General features: G+C 50.8%; 20 protein-coding genes and 1 other annotated feature. Of the genes, 4 read left to right on the plus strand and 16 right to left on the minus strand.

What is annotated here, in order from left to right; translation table 11 throughout:
• Nucleotides 1-38 precede the first annotated feature (38 nt).
• The 12 genes from uvrC to zapA all read right to left on the minus strand — a co-directional run bounded on the left by uvrC (nucleotide 39) and on the right by zapA (nucleotide 13,029).
• Nucleotides 39-1,835 (minus strand): excinuclease ABC subunit UvrC, encoded by a 1,797-nt coding sequence (gene uvrC / locus ACZ5FK_RS04070; RefSeq protein ID WP_464806633.1) that lies wholly within the window; start codon nucleotides 1,833-1,835, stop codon nucleotides 39-41.
• A 58-nt stretch (nucleotides 1,836-1,893) separates the two neighbouring features.
• A complete protein-coding gene (gene trxA, locus ACZ5FK_RS04075) occupies nucleotides 1,894-2,208 on the minus strand; it encodes a thioredoxin (RefSeq protein ID WP_464806634.1) in 315 nt (104 codons plus the stop codon).
• A 170-nt stretch (nucleotides 2,209-2,378) separates the two neighbouring features.
• Nucleotides 2,379-3,353, minus strand: coding sequence for an electron transfer flavoprotein subunit alpha/FixB family protein (locus tag ACZ5FK_RS04080; protein ID WP_464806635.1), 975 nt, complete (start codon nucleotides 3,351-3,353; stop codon nucleotides 2,379-2,381).
• A 34-nt stretch (nucleotides 3,354-3,387) separates the two neighbouring features.
• Nucleotides 3,388-4,161 (minus strand): electron transfer flavoprotein subunit beta/FixA family protein, encoded by a 774-nt coding sequence (locus ACZ5FK_RS04085; protein WP_464806636.1) that lies wholly within the window; start codon nucleotides 4,159-4,161, stop codon nucleotides 3,388-3,390.
• Between the two features lie 23 nt (nucleotides 4,162-4,184).
• Nucleotides 4,185-4,958 (minus strand): enoyl-CoA hydratase, encoded by a 774-nt coding sequence (locus ACZ5FK_RS04090; protein WP_464806637.1) that lies wholly within the window; start codon nucleotides 4,956-4,958, stop codon nucleotides 4,185-4,187.
• A gap of 55 nt (nucleotides 4,959-5,013) precedes the next feature.
• Nucleotides 5,014-5,595: a TetR/AcrR family transcriptional regulator gene (locus tag ACZ5FK_RS04095; RefSeq protein WP_464806638.1), complete on the minus strand. Its 582-nt coding sequence runs from the start codon at nucleotides 5,593-5,595 to the stop codon at nucleotides 5,014-5,016.
• A gap of 89 nt (nucleotides 5,596-5,684) precedes the next feature.
• A complete protein-coding gene (locus tag ACZ5FK_RS04100) occupies nucleotides 5,685-7,385 on the minus strand; it encodes a long-chain-fatty-acid--CoA ligase (protein ID WP_464806639.1) in 1,701 nt (566 codons plus the stop codon).
• A gap of 218 nt (nucleotides 7,386-7,603) precedes the next feature.
• Nucleotides 7,604-8,017: a DUF350 domain-containing protein gene (locus tag ACZ5FK_RS04105; RefSeq protein WP_464806640.1), complete on the minus strand. Its 414-nt coding sequence runs from the start codon at nucleotides 8,015-8,017 to the stop codon at nucleotides 7,604-7,606.
• A 66-nt stretch (nucleotides 8,018-8,083) separates the two neighbouring features.
• Nucleotides 8,084-10,438, minus strand: coding sequence for an endonuclease MutS2 (locus tag ACZ5FK_RS04110; protein ID WP_464806641.1), 2,355 nt, complete (start codon nucleotides 10,436-10,438; stop codon nucleotides 8,084-8,086).
• 16 nt (nucleotides 10,439-10,454) lie between these two features.
• A complete protein-coding gene (polX, locus tag ACZ5FK_RS04115; protein WP_464806642.1) occupies nucleotides 10,455-12,161 on the minus strand; it encodes a DNA polymerase/3'-5' exonuclease PolX in 1,707 nt (568 codons plus the stop codon).
• A gap of 58 nt (nucleotides 12,162-12,219) precedes the next feature.
• Nucleotides 12,220-12,759, minus strand: a complete 540-nt coding sequence (locus ACZ5FK_RS04120) for a CvpA family protein (protein ID WP_464806643.1) — start codon at nucleotides 12,757-12,759, stop codon at nucleotides 12,220-12,222.
• Nucleotides 12,760-12,768: 9 nt separating this feature from the next.
• Nucleotides 12,769-13,029 carry a cell division protein ZapA gene (gene zapA / locus ACZ5FK_RS04125; RefSeq protein ID WP_464806644.1) on the minus strand — a complete coding sequence of 87 codons (261 nt, stop codon included), beginning with the start codon at nucleotides 13,027-13,029 and terminating at the stop codon, nucleotides 12,769-12,771.
• 213 nt (nucleotides 13,030-13,242) lie between these two features.
• On the opposite strand from zapA, the gene rnhC reads away from it, so the two are divergent.
• Both rnhC and ACZ5FK_RS04135 read left to right on the plus strand, forming a co-directional pair.
• Nucleotides 13,243-14,181, plus strand: a complete 939-nt coding sequence (gene rnhC, locus ACZ5FK_RS04130) for a ribonuclease HIII (RefSeq protein WP_464806645.1) — start codon at nucleotides 13,243-13,245, stop codon at nucleotides 14,179-14,181.
• A gap of 44 nt (nucleotides 14,182-14,225) precedes the next feature.
• Nucleotides 14,226-14,789: a hypothetical protein gene (locus ACZ5FK_RS04135; RefSeq protein WP_464806646.1), complete on the plus strand. Its 564-nt coding sequence runs from the start codon at nucleotides 14,226-14,228 to the stop codon at nucleotides 14,787-14,789.
• A gap of 208 nt (nucleotides 14,790-14,997) precedes the next feature.
• On the opposite strand, the gene pheT is transcribed toward ACZ5FK_RS04135, so the two are convergent.
• From pheT to ACZ5FK_RS04150, 3 genes are all read right to left on the minus strand, one after another.
• Nucleotides 14,998-17,409: a phenylalanine--tRNA ligase subunit beta gene (gene pheT, locus ACZ5FK_RS04140; RefSeq protein ID WP_464806647.1), complete on the minus strand. Its 2,412-nt coding sequence runs from the start codon at nucleotides 17,407-17,409 to the stop codon at nucleotides 14,998-15,000.
• Nucleotides 17,410-17,423: 14 nt separating this feature from the next.
• Nucleotides 17,424-18,461 (minus strand): phenylalanine--tRNA ligase subunit alpha, encoded by a 1,038-nt coding sequence (gene pheS / locus ACZ5FK_RS04145; RefSeq protein ID WP_464806648.1) that lies wholly within the window; start codon nucleotides 18,459-18,461, stop codon nucleotides 17,424-17,426.
• Nucleotides 18,462-18,500: 39 nt separating this feature from the next.
• Nucleotides 18,501-18,730: a binding site (T-box leader), on the minus strand.
• Between the two features lie 82 nt (nucleotides 18,731-18,812).
• Nucleotides 18,813-19,586, minus strand: a complete 774-nt coding sequence (locus ACZ5FK_RS04150) for a TrmH family RNA methyltransferase (protein WP_464806649.1) — start codon at nucleotides 19,584-19,586, stop codon at nucleotides 18,813-18,815.
• Between the two features lie 90 nt (nucleotides 19,587-19,676).
• Here ACZ5FK_RS04150 and sspI point away from each other — a divergent pair, with 90 nt between their 5' ends.
• A complete protein-coding gene (sspI, locus tag ACZ5FK_RS04155; RefSeq protein ID WP_464806650.1) occupies nucleotides 19,677-19,892 on the plus strand; it encodes a small acid-soluble spore protein SspI in 216 nt (71 codons plus the stop codon).
• A 100-nt stretch (nucleotides 19,893-19,992) separates the two neighbouring features.
• Entirely contained in the window at nucleotides 19,993-20,289 is a 297-nt protein-coding gene (locus ACZ5FK_RS04160; protein ID WP_464806651.1) for a hypothetical protein, read from the plus strand.
• A gap of 11 nt (nucleotides 20,290-20,300) precedes the next feature.
• On the opposite strand, the gene argF is transcribed toward ACZ5FK_RS04160, so the two are convergent.
• Nucleotides 20,301-21,266: an ornithine carbamoyltransferase gene (gene argF, locus ACZ5FK_RS04165; RefSeq protein ID WP_464806652.1), complete on the minus strand. Its 966-nt coding sequence runs from the start codon at nucleotides 21,264-21,266 to the stop codon at nucleotides 20,301-20,303.
• Nucleotides 21,267-21,347: the final 81 nt, after the last annotated feature.

A 21,347-nucleotide genomic window follows, 5' to 3' on the forward strand; every position in this document is an offset into this window, starting at 1 on the left:
TAAGAGGCCTGCTGCGGGAAAGGCGGTGCAGCTCCTGCTCAGGAGCCGCCGCCTTCACTATTTTCCGCATGGAAGTGGTCGAACACAGCTTTGGCAGTGTTTGCGGGCAGCCCGGCTTCCCTCAGCGTCTCCATGCTGGCCGCTTTGATCTTCTTGACGGAGCCGAAGTGTTTCAGCAGCTGCTTCTTCCGCTTCTCCCCGACTCCCGGTATATTATCGAGCGAAGAGGTCAGCGATCCCGCATCGCGCCGCTTTCTGTGGAATGTGATGACAAAACGGTGGACTTCATCCTGGATCCGCTGCAAGAGATAGAAGGCTTCACTCGTCTTTTTCAGCGGAACGATTTCTGGAGGCGTCCCGTAGAGGAGCTGAGCGGTCTGGTGCTTCTCATCTTTCGCTAATCCCGCGATCGGTATGGATAGTCCGAGTTCATCCTCGATCACTTCCCTCGCGATTTCCATCTGCCCTTTTCCTCCATCGATGATGATAAGATCAGGCAGAGGCAAATCCTCTTTCAATACACGTGTGTATCTTCGGCGCACCACTTCACGCATGGCGCCGTAATCATCATGGGCAGCGGCCGTCCTCGTTTTATACTTTCGGTAATCTTTGCGGTTCGGCTTTCCGTCAACAAACGAAACCATCGCGGATACGGGATCGACGCCCCCCGTATGGGAGTTGTCGAAAGCTTCGATGCGGAATGGCGGATAGATATTCATCGCATCGCCCAAATCCTCGCATGCCCCGATTGTCCGCTGTTCCTGGCGGTCGATCAGCTGGAACTTCTCGCGCAGTGAAATGCCTGCGTTCTTCGTCGCCAATTTGACAAGGTCCTTCTTTTTCCCACGTTGCGGAATATGCACGGATGTCTCAAGTAGCTGATCGATGATCGAAAGATCCGTACGTTCCGGGAGCAGTACTTCCTTTGGCAGGAGATGGCCTGATTTCCCATAGAACTGCCCAATGAAGGTGAGGAATTCATCTTCCGGGTCTTGATACAGCGGAAAAATCGATACGTCCCGTTCGATCAGTTTGCCTTGACGCACGAAAAATACTTGGACACACATCCAGCCTTTTTCCACCGCATAGCCAAAGACATCCCGGTCTGTAAAGTCGTTCATCATCATCGTCTGCTTTTCCATGACAGCCTCGATATTGACGATTTGATCGCGGTATTCCTTCGCACGCTCAAACTCAAGGTTTTCAGCGGCTGTATTCATCTTTTCGGTCAGCTCCGCCTTCACTTCCTTGTAACCGCCATTCAGAAATCTCGTTATACTGTCTACCATCTCCTTATATGTTTCCGGTGAAACCTCATTCACGCATGGAGCGAGACATTGGCCGAGATGGTAGTAGAGGCAGACCCTGTCCGGCAAGGTGTGGCATTTGCGGTATGGATATAGGCGATCCAGCAATTTCTTCGTCTCATGCGCGGCAGTGGCGTTCGGATAAGGTCCGAAATACTTCCCTTTGTCCTTTTTCAGCAGCCGGGTGACGATCAGCTTCGGATTTCGTTCTGATGTGATTTTCAAATATGGGTATGTCTTGTCGTCTTTCAGCATGATGTTATATTTCGGGTCATGCTTTTTGATGAGGTTCAGCTCAAGTATGAGCGCTTCAATATTGGAAGAGGTGACAATATACTCAAAATCCTCAATTTCACCGACAAGCCGCTGCGTCTTCGCATCGTGGCTGCCGGTGAAATAGCTGCGGACCCGGTTCTTCAGCACCTTCGCCTTCCCTACGTAGATGATAGTCCCTTGCCGGTCCTTCATGAGATAGCAGCCCGGCAAGTCCGGAAGCAGTGCAAGTTTCTGTTCTATTAATTCATTCATAGTCTCTCACCTATTAAAAAACCGGGTCCCTCTGAAGGTTCCCGGTTCCCTGTTGTCATTACGCGTGTTTTTCAATCATTTCAGCAAGCTGCTCTTTCGGCTGGAAACCGACAGCTTTGTCGACGATTTCTCCGTCTTTGAAAAGGACAAGAGTCGGAATCGACATGATGCCGTATTCTCCGGCAGTCGATTGGTTTTCATCGACATCCACTTTCACGATTTTCGCCTTGCCATCCAGATCGCCGTCAAGTTCCTCAAGAACCGGAGCGATCATTTTGCATGGTCCGCACCAAGTAGCCCAGAAGTCCACAAGAACGAGACCTTCTTTTGTTTGATCTTTGAAGTCCGCATCAGTTGCGTGAATGATAGCCATGTTCAAATTCCTCCTTTTAAATATACAACTCTGTCTGAATTATAGCATGCCCTAATATCAGGGGCTAAAGTTATGCTTACACATGAAAACCCGTCAGACACTGATCAATCGAAAAGGCTGCCGCAGAGGCTAGTTTTCCTAGCTCTTCGGGCAGCCTTTCATTTTTGAAATCAGTTCGTCTTCACTTTTTTGATCTCTTCGATCATCATCGGGATAACCTCGAACAGATCGCCGACAATGCCATAGTCGGCCACTTTGAAGATGTTCGCTTCAGGGTCCTTGTTAATCGCGACGATCACCTTGGAGTTCGACATGCCGGCCAAGTGCTGGATCGCTCCAGAGATACCCGCTGCGATATAAAGGTCAGGAGTGACGACTTTACCCGTCTGTCCGATCTGCAGGGAGTAATCGCAGTAATCTGCATCACACGCTCCGCGGGAAGCGCCGACTGCGCCGCCGAGAAGCTTCGCGAGTTCTTCGAGAGGTTCGAAGCCTTCCGCACTCTTTACGCCACGTCCTCCAGCTACGATGACTTTCGCTTCGGAAAGATCCACGCCTTCCGTCGATTTACGGACAACGTCACTGATGATTGTACGAAGGTTAGTGATATCAGCTGAGACGGAAGAAACGTCGCCAGTCCGGCTGTCGTCTTTTTCAAGCGGCTCGATATTGTTCGGACGGATTGTGAAGAACAGCAAACCTTCCTTATTCTGCACCTTTTCGAACGCTTTACCGGAGTAGATCGGACGGATGAATACCGAATCGTCCCCTTCTCCTTCGATCGAAGTGACATCTGAGATCAGTCCAGAGCCGATCTTGCTGGCAATCTTCGGCGAAAGATCTTTTCCGTTCGCTGTATGGCCAAAGACGATCGCTTCAGGCTTCTCTTGGTCGTAGACAGCCATGAACGCCTGGCCGTAACCGTCAGATGTATAATGTTTAAGATGCGGATGCTCCACCGTGATGACGCGATCTGCTCCGTATGCGATCATGTCGCCGGCAAGCGATTGCACCGAATCTCCGATCAGAACGCCGACAACTTCTCCGCCTCCGGACACTTTTTTTGCCGCAGCGACCGCTTCGTACGATACATTACGTAAAGCCCCTTCACGGGCTTCTCCGAGTACTAATACCTTTTTAGACATATAGAGTCCCTCCTATTACGATATGAAAATACGATTATAGAACTTTCGCTTCTTTGTTCAGCAAGTCTACCAGCTCTTTCACTTGATCGCCAAGATCCCCTTCAAGGACGCGTCCTGCTGATTTTGCAGGCGGCAAGAAGACTTCGATTGTCTCCGTCTTCGCTTCCACGTCATCCTCATCGATATCAAGATCATCGAGTTCAAGTTCTTCAAGCGGCTTCTTCTTCGCTTTCATGATGCCCGGCAAGGATGGGTAACGCGGTTCGTTCAAGCCTTGCTGCGCAGTGATCAGCAACGGAAGGGACGTCTCGATCTTCTCAGAATCCCCTTCGACGTCACGGACGATTTTCACGTTCGTGCCATCGACCTCCAGATTTGTGATCGTTGTTACATAATTGATGCCGAGAAGCTCAGCGACACGGGGACCGACCTGTCCGGAGCCGCCGTCAATCGCTACGTTGCCTGCAAGGATGATATCGGCTTCTTTATCTTTCAAATACTCCGCCAGGATTTTGGCGACTGTGAATTCATCCATTTCATCAAGATCATCTTCCGTATTGATGAGGACCGCTTTGTCAGCCCCCATTGCAAGCGCTGTACGAAGCTGCTTTTCCGCTTCCTCATCGCCGATTGTGATGACTGTCACTTCGCCGCCGTGCGCGTCACGCAGCTGGATCGCTTCTTCAACCGCATACTCATCGTACGGATTGATGATGAATTCCGCGCCATCTTCGGCGATTTTTCCGTTTGTTACCGAAATTTTCTCCTCTGTGTCAAATGTACGTTTCACTAATGCGTAAATGTTCATTTTACAGACCTCCCTGGCTAGTATTATTTCCCTTTAAAATCAGGTTCCCTTTTTTCAATAAACGCCTGGATCCCCTCTTTGGCGTCTTCGGAGACAAAGACCTCACCGAACGAATCCGCTTCTGCCTTCACTCCCTCATAGTACGCCTCATGTTTCGCATACTGGAGCATACGCAGTGCGGCTTTCATCGCCACCGGGCTTTTCCCCGCAATTTTCTTTGCCAGCTCCATCGTCTTGCCGGAAAGTTCCTCTTCCGGATAGGCGTGGTTTGCAAGACCAAGCCGCACTGCTTCTTCCCCGGACACCGGATCGCTTGTCAGCAGCATCTCGGCCGCCTTTGCAAAACCGACATAGCGAGGCAGACGCTGGGTGCCTGCAAAGCCTGGAATCAGGCCAAGCTGAAGTTCTGGCAAGCCGAGCTTCGCCTTTTCAGTGACGAGCCTGATATGACAGCTCATGGCGAGTTCAAGGCCCCCTCCCAGCGCCGCTCCATGAATGGAAGCGATGACTGGTTTCGGGAAGCTCTCAATCTTTTCGAAGACTTCCTGTCCTTCAGCGGAAAGTTTGGAGAACGCTTCCCCGGATGTGACAGATGTGAATTCCTTGATATCAGCTCCAGCTGAGAAGAACCTACCCTCTCCCTTGAGAACGATGACCCGCACGGAATTGTCTTCCCGGAGATTTTCGACTGCTTCGCCGATTTCCTTGATGACGCCGCTTGCAAGTGCATTCGCAGGGGGGCGGTCAATTGTCAGCACAGCGACCCCTTCATCATGTTGTACGTTGATATACTCCATAATCTCCCGTCCTTCCCATCTATGACTCTACATTATCATACCATTTCAAGGATGATTACGCTTTCATTCCGTTCATCAGTAGACGATGCACTTCCGGGGCAAGTTTCATAAGATCATATTTTTGCTCATTCATCACCCATGAGGTGATCGTCTCATCGATTGTGCCGAATACCATCTGCCGTCCGAGCCGGATATCGAGCTGCGGATCGAACTCCCCGCTCTCCGTTCCTTCTTTCAGGATGGAATCGAGCAGTCCAAGATACTCTTTCAGCACCTCGTTGATCCGGAATCTCAACTCTTTGTTTGATTGTCGCAATTCAAGCTGCGTGACGATGGCGAGGTGCCGGTCGTCATGGATGACCTTGAAGTGGTTTTCAATCATTTTGAGCAGCTTTTCCGATGCCGATATTTCCCTCTTCAGAATTTCCTCGAGCTTATGTACGAAGATGCCCATCTTCTCACGGAATACGGAAATGAGGATGTCCTCTTTATTTTTGAAATAAAGATAGATGGTCCCGTCCGCAACACCTGCCTCTTTGGCAATCTTAGAAACTTGCGCCTGGTGGTAACCATTCTCTGCGATAACGACGACCGCCGCATCGATGATCTGTTTGTATTTCGGTTTATCCCGCTTCAATTATTTATCACCACCACGAAAAAGGAAATATGAATGATGGTTCATTCATATTTCCATATTAATCGTTTATTCAATTTCCGTCAAGCATTTCAACCAGCCGGCTGCACTTCTTTTCCGGCTTTCTGTTTCTCCTCTTCCACAAGTGCGCGTCTCAGGATTTTACCGACCGCCGTCTTCGGCAGTTCACTGCGGAATTCATATTTCCTTGGAACCTTATAAGCTGCGAGATGCTTTCTGCAGTACTCATTCAGTTCTTCCTCGGTGGCCGTTTTTCCTTCTTTCAGGACAATATATGCTTTCACTGTTTCTCCGCGGTACGGATCGGGCACACCTGCAACGACACATTCTTGAATCGCGTCATGTTCATAGAGGACTTCCTCGATTTCGCGGGGATAAATGTTGAACCCGCTTGCGATGATCATGTCTTTCTTGCGGTCCACTACATAGAAGTATCCTTTTTCATCCATATAACCGAGGTCCCCCGTCAGCAGCCAGCCGTCCCGGAACGTTCCGGCTGTCTCTTCAGGCCGGTTCCAGTACCCTTCCATCACTTGCGGCCCTTTTACAGCGATTTCCCCGACTTCACCCGGCGCCAGCGGTTCAGTTCCTGAAGGTCCAAGTATGCATGCGTCGGTATCAGGCCAAGGAACACCGATCGAGCCTTTCACTCGCTCACCGTCCCAAACGAAGTTCGCAATGGCGACCGGAGACGTTTCCGTGAGGCCGTAACCTTCAACAAGCTTGCCGCCCGTGATTCTCTCGAACTTTTCCTGGATTTCGACTGGCAGCGCGGCGGAACCGCTGATGCAGGCCTTGATCGAAGACAGATCGAAACTAGCAAGCTTCGGATGATTCAGCAGACCGATATAGATGGTTGGAGCGCCCGGAAATAGCGTCGGTTTCTGTTTGTCGATTGTCTTAAGAGCCGTTTCAAAATCGAACTTCGGCACGAGGACCATCTTATTTCCAAGCATAACAGAAAGAATCAGGACTGTCGTCATCCCGTATACATGGAAAAATGGCAGGATGCCCATGACCGTCTCTTCTCCATCTTTGCACCGGTACAGCCATTCTCGGCACATCTGCGTATTGGAGATAAGGTTCTTATGGGTCAGCATGACGCCTTTTGGCGGTCCGGTCGTCCCTCCTGTATATTGGAGAAGCGCAACATCCGTATCATAATTGAAATCGTACTCGATAGGCTCCGCCTTTGCCGACTTCATGATTTCGGTGAACAGATGATTGACGCCCCGGTGCTCGACTTTTACCGAAATGCCATGCTCCCTTTTTTGGATGAACGGATAGATCACGTTTTTAGGGAATGGCAAATAATCTTTGATTCCCGTGATGATCACATTCTCAAGAGATGTCTCACCTAACACTTTTGTGATGCGCGGGTATAAGATATCCAGCCCGATAATAGCTTTCGCTCCTGAATCCGCCATTTGATAGGCCAGTTCCCTCTCCGTATAGAGCGGATTCGTCTGGACGACGATCCCTCCAGCATACAGTATGCCGTAATAAGCGATAGCGCTTTGCGGGCAGTTCGGCAGCATGATCCCCACCCGGTCCCCCTTTTCGATGCCTAGCGAAATCAGGTAGTTTGCGAATTTGAGCGCCGACTCATGGAATTCCTTGAACGTAATTTCCTTCCCCATGAAATGGATCGCCGCTTTTTCCGGATACTTCTCCGCAGAATTTGTCAGAAATTCCTGGATCGGAATCCGGTCATAGTCGATCGTCTTCGCAATCTCGGGTGGATAAAGATCCAGCCAAGGCCTTGCTGTCATCATGAAAACCCCCTTTTATTCTTAGAAAATTCCCTATTTAATCAATTATATCTGTAAATGAATACGCTTTCAATCAATATATTTTGCGCGGACAGAAAAAATGCCTTGCCCGGCGACGGGTCAAGGCGTATGTTTGAGCATCCAGTAGACTCCTACGAGTATGAATACGACGCAGACGACAATCAATATTTTCGATAGTTTTTCCATTGCTTTCGCTCCTATGAGATGCTGGCTCCGATGACAAATGAAAGACCTACAGAAATGGTCAGCGAGATGAAGCCGACAGAGCGGTTGTCCTTCTCTATCTCTTTGTCAATGTGGAATTTGGGTGTCAGGAATTCGAAAAGGAAATAGGCGAAGATCAATAGGACGAAGCCATATAACCCCCATCCGATCATCTGCGGCAACGAGTTATGCTGCTCAATGGAATAGCGGAAAATATTAGCGACACCGAATATCTTTCCGCCGGTCGCAAGGGCAACAGCCACATTCCCTTTCCGGATTTCCTCCCAGTTCCGATATTTGGTCACTAGTTCGAACAGGACCATCGCGAGGATGAGACAGAGGACAACGACACTGAAATAGCCGGCGGTCTCCACGAGCGGGTGGCTCCAAAAACCAGTTTTCGACATGTTGGACTGCTCCTTTACCGTTCAATCATCCTACCTTATACGGCGCTGACGAAAAAAGGTTTCACTTTATTTTAATTCCACAACAGTTACGCCATGCCCGCCTTCTCCTGCTTCGCCGAAACGGAAGCTTTTAACGCGCGGGTGGCTCTTCAAGTAGGTCTGGATTCCTTGTCTTAAAGCACCTGTCCCTTTACCGTGGATGATCGATACTTGATGGTAATTGGACAGGAGTGCGTCATCCAGATATTTTTCCGTACGTTGGATGGCATCTTCATATCTTTCCCCTCTAAGATCAAGCTCCAGTTTCACATAGGAATCCCTGCCGCGCAGTGATGCGGATGAAACCGGCTCCTTCATCTTCTCTGGTTTGCTGTATTCCAGCACGGATTCATCAAGCCGCATTTTCAGGATTCCGATCTGGACCACCCATTCCTTATCGGAAACCTTTTCAAGAAGCGTGCCCTTCTGGCCATAAGTGATGACTTTGACTTCGTCGCCGACCGCGAGAGGCCGAGGACCGGTCTTCGCCTTCACCGCCTTCTTTTTCTCTGCTGGGGCAGCGCCTTCCAGTCGTTTTCTCGCTTCGATCAGCTCGTGTTCTTTCACACTTGCGCCAGCGTTCAGGCGCAGTGCCCGCAAATCGGAAATGACAGCTTCGGACTCCCGCCTTGCGTCCTCAACGATTTTCTTCGCCTTCTCCTTCGCCTGGTCAACCAGCTTGTCTTTCAGCTCTTCGTATTCGGAAAGCTTGCTTTCCAGCTCCTTTTTCAGCGACTCGGTCTCCTGCAGGAGCTCATGTGTCCGTTCCGCGTCTTTCTCTGACTGTACCCGGCTCGATTCAAGGGAAGCGATCATCGAATCGACCTCTCCGCGATCGGAGCCCGTAAAGCCTTTCGCACGGTCGATGATATGCCCGCCGAGCCCGAGGCGTTTGGAGATCTCGAACGCGTTGCTCCGCCCTGGCACGCCGATCAGAAGACGATACGTCGGGCTGAGTGTGTCGATATCGAATTCCACACTTGCATTCGCGACACCCGGACGGTTGTAGCCGTACGCTTTCAGTTCTGGATAATGCGTGGTCGCCATGACTCGTGCTCCTGTGCCATGTACTTCGTCAAGGATCGCAATCGCGAGCGCCGCCCCTTCCTGTGGATCAGTTCCAGATCCGAGCTCGTCAAAGATGAGTAGAGACCGGGAATCGAATTTATTCAGGATGTCAGTGATATTGACCATATGGGACGAGAAGGTACTGAGACTCTGCTCGATGGACTGCTCGTCACCGATATCCGCGTAGACTGAGTCAAAGACGGCGATTTCCGAGCCATCGAGCGCAGGAATTGGCAGACCCGCCTGCGCCATGAGCGTGCACAAGCCGACCGTTTTGAGTGTCACCGTCTTTCCGCCTGTATTCGGACCCGTGATGACAATCGTCGTGATCTCCTTGCCGAATTCGATCGTGTTCGCGACAGCATCTTCCATCGGAAGGAGCGGATGGCGGGCCTTCACAAGCCGGATATAGCCTTCTTCGTTCACTGCAGGCTTCGAGCATTTATTCGCAGTGCCATACTTCGCCTTCGCTAAGATTACATCGATTTCCGAGAGCACATCTACAAGTAGAAACAGATCATGGGCGACTTCCTGCACATCCGCGGAAAGTGCGATCAGGATCTTTTCAATCTCGTCATGTTCCTTTGATTTCAAGGCTCTGATTTCATTATTCGCCTGCACGACTGCGTCCGGCTCGATGAAAAGCGTCTGGCCGGATGAAGAGGAATCATGGACGACACCGCCGAAATGAGAACGATATTCCGCTTTGACGGGGATGACGAAGCGGTCGTTCCGGATGGTGACAATCGAGTCCGACAGCATCTTCGCCGCATTCCGGCCCCTTGTGTACCCCTCAAGCTTCTCACGCACCCTGCTTTCCTGCGTGCGCAGGCTCTGCCGGATGGACCGGAGGGCAGATGAGGCACTGTCCATCACATAGCCGTTATCATCGATTGCGTGATTGATCTCGTGCTCAAGACCGGTAAGGACCGGCATAGCTTCCTTTTTCCCCAGGAAGTGGGGTATTTCGATTTCACCGTCTTCATGCACCGCTTCGATGAATTGACGAAGGACACGGCTTGCCCGGATCGTATTTGCGATCTCCATCAATTCATATGCGCTGAGCATGCCGCCGATCTGCGCCCGTTTCGCATGGGGTTTGACGTCGCTGATCCCTCCCATCGGCACGTTGCCGCGGATCCGGAGGATGGCAAGTCCCTCGTCCGTCTCTTCAAGAAGACGGGCGACCTCTCCGTATTCGCTGCTCGGGACAAGTTTTTCTATATAAGCCCTGCCGGCGGACGACGTACAGTGCGTCGCCACGATGGCACGGATTTTATCAAATTCGAGAGTTTTCAAGACACGGTTTTCCAATGTCCTGCACTTCCTTTCATTTCCGCACTATTTCACGGATGAATCGTTCGAGCGGCCATGTATTGATGACCGTCTCTTTTTTCAGCCAGGCTTTCTGGCCGTACTGCACACCCATCTGCATGTATTCGAGCTGATTGATGGCATGGGCATCTGTGTTGATGGCGATATGGACGCCGGCCTCCTGAGCCTTCGCCAAATAATGATAATTCAAATCAAAACGGTGAGGGCTTCCGTTCATTTCCAGCACCTTACCGTATTCCTTCGCCCATTCGATGAGCTGGAGCACGTCAGGATCATAGCCTTCCCGCTGCCCGACAATTCGCCCAGTCGGATGCGCGATCATGTCGACATGAGGATTCGATATGGCGGAATGCAGCCTTTTCATGATTTTCTCCCGCGGCTGGCTGAAATTCGAGTGGATCGAGGCGATGACAAAATCAAGTTCTGCCAGCAATTCATCTTCGAAATCAAGGCTTCCGTCCGGCAGGATGTCCATCTCCGTTCCCGCGAACACTTCGATATCGTCATATTCCTCGTTCAATTCCCTGATTTCCTTGATCTGCTGCCGCAGCCGTTCCGGCGTAAGGCCGTTTGCTACTTTCAGGTAGTGGGTATGGTCTGTGATCACCATATGTGAATACCCTTTTTCCCGGCAAGCCTCCACCATTTCACGGATGGAATAACCTCCGTCCGACCAGGTCGTATGCATATGGAAATCCCCGCGGATATCATCAGGCATTATGATACCGGAGATTTGATCCGCCTTGTCGATTTCCGTCCCATCCATACGCAACGCCGGCGGGATGAATGGCAATCCGAAATGGGCAAAGAACTGTTCTTCCGTTTCAAAAGTGCGAACCGAACCATCTTCCGATTCGACGCCATATTCACTGATTTTCTGGCCTTTCGACTTCGCAAGCTGTCGCATCCGCACGTTATGCTCTTTGGATCCTGTAAAATGGTGCAGAGCGGTCGCAAATTGGTCTTCCGCTACGAACCTGAAATCCGCATCTACAAGCTCCGCGAAATCGAGCGTGATGGACAGTTTGGAGTCTCCTGCCGCAATGATTTCCTCAATCGGCAATGCATGCTGGATCTTCTCTCGCACAATTCCAGGCTCGTCTGTCACAATGATGAAATCCAGGTCGCTGCTCTCCTCTTCGACCCTTCTGAAGCTTCCGGCGACCTGGTAACGTTTGATCTCCGGAATTGCGGCAAGCTCTTCTTGAACGCTCTGAACGAAACTTTCGATCTGCCATACAGGCAGTTTCTCCTTTTTCATGCCGATCTGCTTCAATTCATTCAGCAGTTTTTCTTCCGTTTTCTTTCCGAAGCCGGGAAGCTTGCTCACTTCATGCGTTTCACACGCTTCCTTTAACGATTCCACAGAATCGATTCCGAGCGCCTCCCGCAGCTTGGCGATCCGTTTTCCGCCAAGTCCCGGAACTTTAAGCAAGGGGATCAACCCTTTCGGAACCGTTTCCTCCAGCTCTTTCAGAAGATCGGATTCCCCTTTCTCGAGCAGGTCGGTGATGACAGCGCCTGTCCCTTTTCCAATCCCTTTCAGTTTCAGGATATCGTCCATCTCAGACAGGCTGCGCGGATCGAGCTCGAGCACATTTGCAGCTTTCCGGAATGCCCCGACCTTGAACGGGTTCTCCCCTAGAAGTTCCATATAGAGCGCAATCTTTTCAAATGTCCTGATGATCGTCTTTTTATTCATGGTAACCCCTCCTCTGCATCACTGTAAAAAAAGCTTCCCTCTTAAAAAGGGGAAGCAATCAGTTTTTATAAATATACCACCATTTCTTCACCGTTTCTGAAATGATCGGCGTATGGTCGAACATCGCATTCGCCAAGATGGAATTATGGATGGTCGTCTGCACCATATCTACCGGAATCATCGCAGCGACATAGAGCAGCAGGAAAATCACAATATAGAACTCTACAAACCCGAGTGCAGCTCCGGCAAAACGGAAAGCGAATCCGAGAATCGGCATGAACTTCAGGAAATCAAACATGGATGCGATCAGCTGCAAAGCGAACTTGACGACAAGGAAGATGAGGACGAAAGCAAGAAGCCGATAAAATGTCTCGTCAAGATCAAGCTGCTCCACTGCCCAGCCTATCTTTAGATTTGCCGTTACACCCGGATAAGGCACCCAGAGGACAAATTTTTCCGCAAGCGGTTTGTAATATATGTAAGCTACAATAAGGGCGATGAGAAAACCCGCCATATGGATCACCTGAACAATCAGGCCGCGCCTGAATCCTGTAATCAGCCCTCCTAGGAGGAGGAATACGATAAGTAAATCTAACATAAAAGACCGTCAACCCTTCAACTTATTCAATTCTTCTTCCAGTTGTTCAATTTTCTCTTTCAGTTTCAAATAATCATGGACTGTGTTGACTGCGGTAAGCACCGCGATTTTTGCGCTGTCCAAATATGGATTGCGCTCGCTGATCTCCCGCATCCTGTCATCGACCATCGAAGCGACGAGCCGGACATGGCTGCTCGGTTCGCCGCCGACGATCGTATACGTCTGTCCGAAAATATCAACCGAAACCCGAGTTTTCTGCTCGTCTGCCATGGAACCGACCTCCTATGCCTGATTTGCTCCCTGACCGCGGGAACCCTATGCTCCATCATACCATGAAACTGTTTTCATTGTGAAAAAAATAGCCGCCGATTCGCGTGGCCGTACTCCCCGCCCGGCCGCAATGATGCATACCCGCTATTTTCATGGTTTAAGCCTAGTGATTGTATTGTACAATAGCAGTACAACGAGGGGAAGGGTGTTTCAATGAGCCAACAAGTCATTACAACGGATGCAGATGGCCTTAAAAAGGTCGCATCTCATTACGCGGGCCACCAGGTCGACCGTAAAGCGCCGGGCGTCGTGTTTGCAGCCAAATTGCCGGATGTCGCGGTCACTGCTTATAAATCAGGAAAAGTGCTGTTCCAAGGAGCCGGCTCAGCGCGGGAAGCGGCAAAGTGGGGAGGAGGGGTGGTATCAGCTGCCCGTGTAACAGCGAAAAAGCCGGCCGGTGAAACATTGCCGGAAGACCTTGCCACCCTGTCTGTCATCGGATCTGACGAGACGGGGACCGGCGATTTCTTTGGACCAGTCACTGTCTGCGCCTGTTATGTACGCAAGGAGCAGATTCCGCTCGTCCAGGAACTTGGTGTCAAAGATTCCAAACTGCTGAATGATGAGTATATGCGCAAGATTGCTCCTGATTTGAAGGCAGCCCTTGTGCATAGCGTCCTGACGCTGCCTAACGTGAAATACAACGAAGTGCAGGGCAAAGGATATTCCGCCGGGAAAATCAAAGCTCTTCTTCATAACCAGGCGATCCGTCAAGTGCTGAAAAAGCTAGGCGGCGAACAGCCGAATTATATCCTAATCGACCAATTTGCAGAAAGAGGGGTCTATTACAATCACGTAAAAGCACAAAAGGAGATCATCCGTGAAAATGTACTGTTTTCCACTAAAGCGGAAGGGCTGCACGTTGCTGTTGCAGCCGCGTCGATCATCGCCCGCTTCGCATTCCTTGAAGAGATGGATCGGCTCAGCCGCATCGCAGGCTTTCCGCTTCCGAAAGGGGCGGGGCCAAAAGTCGATGAGGCGGCTGCGAAGATCCTGCTCGCTAAGGGAGATGACTTCCTTCGAAGCATGACGAAACATCACTTCGCTAATACAAGCAAAGCAAAAAGACTTGCCGAGAAGAAATACAGGTAACCTCCCCTCTCTCAAAACGTACTACTTTGAAAGAGGTGTTGATCATGAAGAAAATCGCTTTCCTTGCAATCCTGTTCATGCTGCTTTGCGGCTGCGATGCCTGGTCAGAGAAAACCGTGAGCACTTCCACGGTCAAGGAAGTTATCAGTCAGACAGCCGAAGTGCAGCAAGGGGATTTTATTTTCCGCCTTGTGTCCGAAAGGCCGTCCTATGGAGAATTTGAAGTGCCTGCGATATACGGGGAGCTCCTATACATAGGAGAAGAGGATTCCATCGATATCTCCCACAGCGCCTCTCCCTTCTATTTCCCGATTACGGAAAAGACGCGTGGGTATGAAATCGATTATGCGATGGATGATCCGCTGCTGGTCACAACGCTTAAAAAAGGAGAACCTTACAGGGAGACTTACAGGTTTGCAGGAGGGTTCAGCGACCGTGATTCAGCGGAGTATGCCGCTTTCGTCCAGTCCATCGTCGATCATGGCGGCGGCCTTCCGCAAGGCGAATATGTCATGAATGGCCGCGCCCGTTTCCTTGCAGGCGTTGCCCCGGGTGACATGGCAGTAGAATATGACATGCAATCGACGATCGGTTTCCAGGTGAAATGAAAATGGGTTGTCCTAAAGACGAAAATCGCCAGAACCGGCACGCTTTCCGCGGGCACGGCTCAAGCCTCCTCGCTTCGCTGCGGGGTCTTGAGACTCGTGCTGTTCCCGCAGGAGTCGGCCGTTTCTGGCGATTTTCTACATCCTCTTGAAAAGTATTTCTTCAGCATCGTTGCAATAAAATTTATACTTTTCTGGACAGCCGTTTCTTTTATCCGCGGAGCTGTGCGTCCGCTTCTGTTGTCAGTGCCGCAAGCACTTTGTCATGCGCTTTCACGACTTCATCATCAGTGAGTGTGCGCTCCGGATCGAAGTAGGTAAGCGAGAAGGCGATGGATTTCTTTCCTTCCTCGACGTTCTCCCCTTCATACAGATCGAACAGCTTTACGCCTTTCAGGAGCTTGCCGCCTGCTTTCCGGATGATCTGCTCCAGTTCACCGGCAGCTTTTCCACTCTCTACGACGAGCGCGATATCGCGGCTGATGGACGGGAATCGCGGTACTTGCTTGTAGACGAGTTCGTCAGTATCCGCTGTCAGAACCTCTGCTAGATTCATCTCCAAGACATACGTCTCTTTCAAGTCACGCTGCTTCATCTCGGAAGGATGCAGCTGTCCAAGGAAACCGATGCGCTTTTCGCCGAGGAAGATGTCGGCTGTACGGCCAGGGTGGAGACCTGCAATTTCCGCTTTTGCAAACGACAGCTCACTCGACAGGCCAAGCCGGTGGATGAGCGTTTCGACAATCCCCTTCAGAACGAAGAAATCAACTTTTTTCGTTTCTCCTTGCCATGCATGATCCACCCATTTACCTGTCATCGCGACTGCCAAATGCTCGACTTCCTTCGGCAATCCATCCTCTTCTGTGCCAAGGAAGACAGAGCCCGTTTCGTACAAGGCGACCGAATCCGTGCGGCGCGCCACATTGTATGTGACCGCTTCAAGCAAATGCGGGATCAGACTTTGCCGCAGTGTGCTCCGCTCTTCACTCATCGGCATGAGAAGACGGGTCGTTTCTGCAGTTTCCAGTGCGAAGGCTTGCGCCTGTCCACTTGATGTCAAAGAGTAGGTGATCGCTTGATACAGCCCGGCTCCTTCAAGGAAATTCCTGACGATGCGGCGCTTCGCCTGGTACGGCGTCAAGCCTCCCGGTTTCGATTCGGTCACGGGCAATGTCATCGGGATTTCATCATAGCCATGCATCCGAGCGATCTCTTCGATGATGTCCTCTTTGATCCTCAAATCCTGGCGTCTTGTCGGCGCATCAATGACGAGTTGGCCATTCACAGCATCCGTTGGAATTCGCAGGCGCTTTAAAATCGTCATCATTTCATCCATAGAAATTTTCATGCCAAGCCGGCTATTGATATAATCCGGCGAGACGATGATCCTTTCCGGAGTCTTTTCAAGCTGATCGAATACGACAGAACCCGCAAGCACTTCCCCGCCTGCGATCTCAGCGATCAACTGCGCGGCGCGGTCTGCCGCTTCCTGAACACGGTTCGGATCGACGCCTTTCTCGAAACGGCTGCTCGCATCACTTCGGAGTCCGACGTCTTTCGATGTCTGCCGCACGGAGCCTGGCGCGAAGTAAGCGGATTCGATTACAACAGTTGTCGTGCCATCATGCACTTCGGAGTTCGCACCGCCCATGACGCCTGCAAGTGCGACCGGCTCTTTGCCGTTCGTGATGACAAGATGATGGCTTTTCAGTTCACGATCCACGTCATCAAGCGTCGTCATCTTCTCCCCGGCTTCTGCATGTCTGACGACAATTTCGCCCGTCTCAAGCCGGTCATAATCAAAAGCATGCAAAGGCTGGCCGTACTCCATCAAAACAAAGTTTGTGATATCGACGACATTGTTCAATGGGCGGACGCCTGCAGCCATCAGATGGTTTTGCAGCCACATCGGTGATTCAGCGACCTTGACGTTCTTCACGACTTTCGCCACATACATCGGATTGTCTTTCTCCGCTTCGACACGGAGTTTCAGCACGTCTTCCGCCTTCTCATCGCTTTCTGTAAGTGTGATTTCAGGCAGGGCGATCCCTTGGGACAGGATGGCCGCCACTTCATAGGCAACCCCAAGCATGCTGAGGGCGTCTGACCGGTTCGGTGTGAGATCAAATTCCAGGACAGTATCGTCAAGCCCAAGCAAAGGCAAAGCGTTTTCGCCCGGGAGCGAGCCAGCTGGCAGGACATAGATCCCTTCCGCATACGCTTTCGGAACGAGCTTCCCTTCAATGCCGAGTTCCTGCAGCGAGCAAATCATGCCGCACGACTCCTCGCCGCGAAGCTTTGCTTTTTTGATTTTCATGCCTCCAGGCAGAACAGCACCTGGACGCGCAACGATAACATTCTGGCCAGCTGCGACATTGGGCGCCCCGCAGATGATCTGCACCGTTTCCTCGCCGACATCCACCTGGCAAATATTGAGCTTGTCCGCTTCCGGATGCTTGACGCACTCCTTCACGTGGCCGACGACGACATTTGTCATCCCTAGGCCGCGATCCATAATGGAATCGACTTCAATTCCCGCCCTCGTAATTTTTTCAGCGAGATCGGCAGGTTCGATCCCATGTATGTTCACATAATCATTCAACCAATTTAATGATACTAACATTGACCTTCTCCTCCTTACGCTTCCGCCTGATGGAATTGTGATAAGAACCGCTCATCATTCGTATAGAAATGGCGGATGTCCTCAACGCCGTACCGCAGCATCGCAATCCGCTCAGGACCCATTCCGAAAGCGAACCCTGTGAATACCGCCGGATCATATCCAGCCATCTCCAGAACGTTCGGATGGACCATACCCGCCCCAAGAATTTCAATCCAGCCTGTCTTCTTGCAGACATTACATCCGCTGCCTCCGCATTTGAAGCAGGAGATATCCATTTCAACAGACGGTTCCGTGAACGGGAAGAAGCTTGGGCGCAAGCGGATTTCACGGTCAGCGCCGAACATCTTCTTCGCGAACAGATCAAGCGTCCCTTTCAAATCGCTCATGCGGATATCCTCGCCAACGACGAGGCCTTCAATTTGAGTGAACTGATGGGAATGCGTGGCGTCGTCGTTATCCCGCCGGTACACTTTGCCCGGGCAGATGATCTTGATGGCATCACCTTTTTTCGCCTCCATTGTACGTGCCTGGACAGGGGATGTGTGCGTGCGGAGAAGGACGTCTTCGGTGATGTAGAAGGAGTCCTGCATATCGCGCGCCGGATGGCCTTTCGGCAAGTTCAACGCCTCAAAATTGTAATAATCCTTCTCGACTTCAGGCCCTTCAGCGATTTCATACCCCATGCTGATGAAGAAATCCTCGATCTCTTCCACCACGCGCGTGAGAGGATGGTGATTGCCAGTCCTAACGGGCCGGCCTGGAAGTGTTACATCTATCGCTTCTTTCGCAAGTTTCGCATTGATCGCTTCCTCTTCCAGCAACGCCATCCGTGTTTCCAGGGCGTTCGTCACTTCTTCACGGACGACATTGACAAGCGCACCCATCTTCGGCCGTTCTTCAGCAGGCAGTTTGCCCATGCCTTTCAAGAGATCCGTGATCGGCCCCTTTTTACCGAGGTAGGCGACCCGGACATCATTCAACGCTTTCACATCGGCGCTGTCAGCGATCTTCGCCAGCGCTTCTTCCTTCAATTGCTGCAACTCAAGTTCCATTGCCATTCTCCTTTCAAAATAAAAAAGCCCCGCCCCTATAAAAGGGACGAGGACGAGTTCGCGGTACCACCCTGATTATTATGCAAAACGCGCATAATCACTTCATTCTGGATAACGGTCCATGCCCGGCACGCCTTTACAGTTTCCTGGTCCCGGCGGCAGCTCGCGGGGTGAATTTCAATCGCCATGCGCCCACCCGCACTTCCAGTCAAGGTGCGGATTCCCTGTCAGCCCATTTGCCATCTACTTTTCCCGGTCATCGCTTTTCAATCATTATTCTAGTTGTATTATACATAACCTGCAACGTTCGGGCAATACTAGGGGTAATCACGTGATAAATCCAAACTCCCTTTATCTGCTTCCGGAAGCAGCATACGCATAGAGCAGAATGCCGGTCGCGACCGCCACATTCAAAGATTCCGCTTTCCCATGAAGAGGTATTTTTACGATATCATCCGCTTTGCCAAGCAGCAGCGGATCAACCCCGCTCCCCTCATTTCCAACAAGCAATGCAAAGGGACCAGCACATTCGACACTTCCATAATCAACCGAGTCTGTCAGGCCTGTCCCGATCAGGCGCAAGCCATCCCGTTTGACGCGGTCCGTCCATTCTTCAAGATCCCCTTTGACAACGGGCAGATGAAAATGCGAGCCTTGCGAGGATCGGAGCGTTTTCGGATTATATAGATCTGCAGAACCTTTCCCGAGGATGACGGCATCCATTCCTGCAGCATCTGCCGTCCGTATCATCGTTCCCACATTCCCTGGATCTTGTACCGAGTCGATCAATAGTATCTTTTTCCAATCGCTGAACGACGCCTCGTCATAAGCCTGCTGCTTGCAATGGGCAAAGATTCCCTGCGTTTGCTCTGTTTCCGCCAGATCCTTCGCGATTTGCGATGGTATTTCAATGAGCTGCACACCTTCCAGGGGGAAAGAAGCCGGCAGCGACAGATCGTCCCTGACAATCAGATGCAGGACAGTTCCTTCTGATTTAAGAGCCTCTTCTACCAAATGGAACCCTTCCACGATGAATTCTCCTGTTTTCTCTCGTTCTTTACGCGTCGTGCTCAGTTTGATCCAATGTTTCACTAATGCATTCTGTCTTGATTCAATACGTTTCATCTTAAATGCCCGCCTTTTTCTTTTCAGTGTAGCAAAAATGGGTATGATTAGCGATGGTTTGCACACAATACGGGCAGGAGGCTGGTAACTATGAATTTTCAAATACGACAAGCGATTTCCGCAAACATGCAGAATAACAGCGCAGCGGAGATCAGAGGCATCGTAGACGACGCAATGACAAAGGGAGAGGAACAACTTCTTCCTGGTTTAGGCGTGTTTTTTGAAAACCTGTGGAATCGTTCTGATGAACAGGAGAAAGAACGGATGACGCAGCAGATTGCACAATCATTCACAATGCAGCAATGAGAAAAAGGGCCTTTTCAAAGCGAGTCAATCGCCGCTTTGAAAAGCCCTTTTTTCTATGTTATGCTAATGGAAATATACCCCAAAGGAGTGCAGAGACATAATGAGAGATATTGCGGCAACTATGATGAAAGTTTGCATCTACCTTGCCATCGGACTCGCCATCACAATATATATTTTACAGCCCGCACTAGAGGCAAGGAATATCGCTTTCACAGGAAACGTCTGGGTCAACTGGTTCGGCATAACTTATTTGTGTTATAGCGTTTCCACTATCGCAAAAACAGCTTGGAGGAAGAATCCTGGCCCCCGCATCTACTCAGGATACTTTTGGATAGCGACATTTGCTGCCATTCTGGTCACAGCAGCCCCTTTTTTGAAAGGGTATAATCCTTTTTGAAGAGGATTTTGTCAACCAAGCAGGACTGCAAGAACCGCCTTTTGGGCGTGAAGCCGGTTGCCCGCCTGCTGGAACACAAACGAATTCGGTCCGTCTATGACAGAAGCCGCCACTTCCTCTTCGCGATGCGCTGGCAGGCAATGCAGGAACATATAGTCCGGCTTCGCGAGGGAGACGAGATCTTCATTGATCTGGAAGCCGGCAAAATCAGCAAGCCGTTTCTCTGTCTCAGCCTCCTGCCCCATCGACGCCCACACATCGGTGTAGATTACATCGGCTCCTTCCGCTGCCATTGCCGGATCATGCATTGCCAGGATGCTGCCGCTATTCCTGCTCGCAAGCAACTTCGCTTTCTCCAGGATATACCCGTTGCATTCATAGCCTTTCGGCGTTGCAACCGACACATGCATCCCCATATGGGCCGCCGCGATAATGAGCGAATGCGCCACATTGTTTCCATCTCCTACATACGCCAGCTTCAATCCTGCAAGGCTTCCCTTCTCTTCTTTGACAGTCAGCAGATCAGCAAGAGCCTGACATGGATGATAAAGGTCTGTCAGCCCGTTGATGACCGGGATGGACGCATGTTCCGCCAGTTCCTTCACCATTTGATGGGAGTTCGCCCGAATCATGATGCCGTCCAGATACTCGCTTAGCACATGCCCTGTGTCGTGGACAGACTCCCCTCTGCCGATTTGCAGATCACGGGAATTCATGAACATTGCCTGCCCTCCCAGCTGGATCATGCTCACTTCAAAAGAAATCCGCGTGCGAGTCGAATGCTTCTCGAAAATCATCCCGAGCGTCTTCCCCGCAAGCAGCGGGGGAAGCACCCCTTTTAAAGCCGCCCGTTTCATGTCATAGGCTTTTTGCAATAAGTATGCAATCTCCTCACTTGTATAATCGAGCAGCGACAGCATATCGCACCCCTTTAAATTACTTTCGACATCAGGAACACTCTTGTGTAATCGTACCATTATGAACCCTCTCCATTCCTTTAAGATGGTTTGTGTAGTTCAGTATATATATGAATATTTATGAAGTCAAATGAATTATTA

The organism is Sporosarcina sp. GTC18466, assembly GCF_055389225.1.

Coding starts and splice junctions, on each gene's coding strand:
- ACZ5FK_RS04135 (WP_464806646.1), top strand. CDS start 14,226: ATGAAGAAAATCGCTTTCCTTGCAATCCTGTTCATGCTGCTTTGCGGC.
- uvrC (WP_464806633.1), bottom strand. CDS start 1,835: ATGAATGAATTAATAGAACAGAAACTTGCACTGCTTCCGGACTTGCCG.
- pheS (WP_464806648.1), bottom strand. CDS start 18,461: ATGGAACTTGAGTTGCAGCAATTGAAGGAAGAAGCGCTGGCGAAGATC.
- ACZ5FK_RS04160 (WP_464806651.1), top strand. CDS start 19,993: ATGAGAGATATTGCGGCAACTATGATGAAAGTTTGCATCTACCTTGCC.
- rnhC (WP_464806645.1), top strand. CDS start 13,243: ATGAGCCAACAAGTCATTACAACGGATGCAGATGGCCTTAAAAAGGTC.
- argF (WP_464806652.1), bottom strand. CDS start 21,266: ATGGTACGATTACACAAGAGTGTTCCTGATGTCGAAAGTAATTTAAAG.
- ACZ5FK_RS04100 (WP_464806639.1), bottom strand. CDS start 7,385: ATGACAGCAAGGCCTTGGCTGGATCTTTATCCACCCGAGATTGCGAAG.
- ACZ5FK_RS04085 (WP_464806636.1), bottom strand. CDS start 4,161: ATGAACATTTACGCATTAGTGAAACGTACATTTGACACAGAGGAGAAA.
- sspI (WP_464806650.1), top strand. CDS start 19,677: ATGAATTTTCAAATACGACAAGCGATTTCCGCAAACATGCAGAATAAC.
- ACZ5FK_RS04150 (WP_464806649.1), bottom strand. CDS start 19,586: ATGAAACGTATTGAATCAAGACAGAATGCATTAGTGAAACATTGGATC.
- ACZ5FK_RS04105 (WP_464806640.1), bottom strand. CDS start 8,017: ATGTCGAAAACTGGTTTTTGGAGCCACCCGCTCGTGGAGACCGCCGGC.
- polX (WP_464806642.1), bottom strand. CDS start 12,161: ATGAATAAAAAGACGATCATCAGGACATTTGAAAAGATTGCGCTCTAT.
- ACZ5FK_RS04090 (WP_464806637.1), bottom strand. CDS start 4,958: ATGGAGTATATCAACGTACAACATGATGAAGGGGTCGCTGTGCTGACA.
- trxA (WP_464806634.1), bottom strand. CDS start 2,208: ATGGCTATCATTCACGCAACTGATGCGGACTTCAAAGATCAAACAAAA.
- ACZ5FK_RS04080 (WP_464806635.1), bottom strand. CDS start 3,353: ATGTCTAAAAAGGTATTAGTACTCGGAGAAGCCCGTGAAGGGGCTTTA.
- pheT (WP_464806647.1), bottom strand. CDS start 17,409: ATGTTAGTATCATTAAATTGGTTGAATGATTATGTGAACATACATGGG.
- ACZ5FK_RS04120 (WP_464806643.1), bottom strand. CDS start 12,759: ATGTTAGATTTACTTATCGTATTCCTCCTCCTAGGAGGGCTGATTACA.
- zapA (WP_464806644.1), bottom strand. CDS start 13,029: ATGGCAGACGAGCAGAAAACTCGGGTTTCGGTTGATATTTTCGGACAG.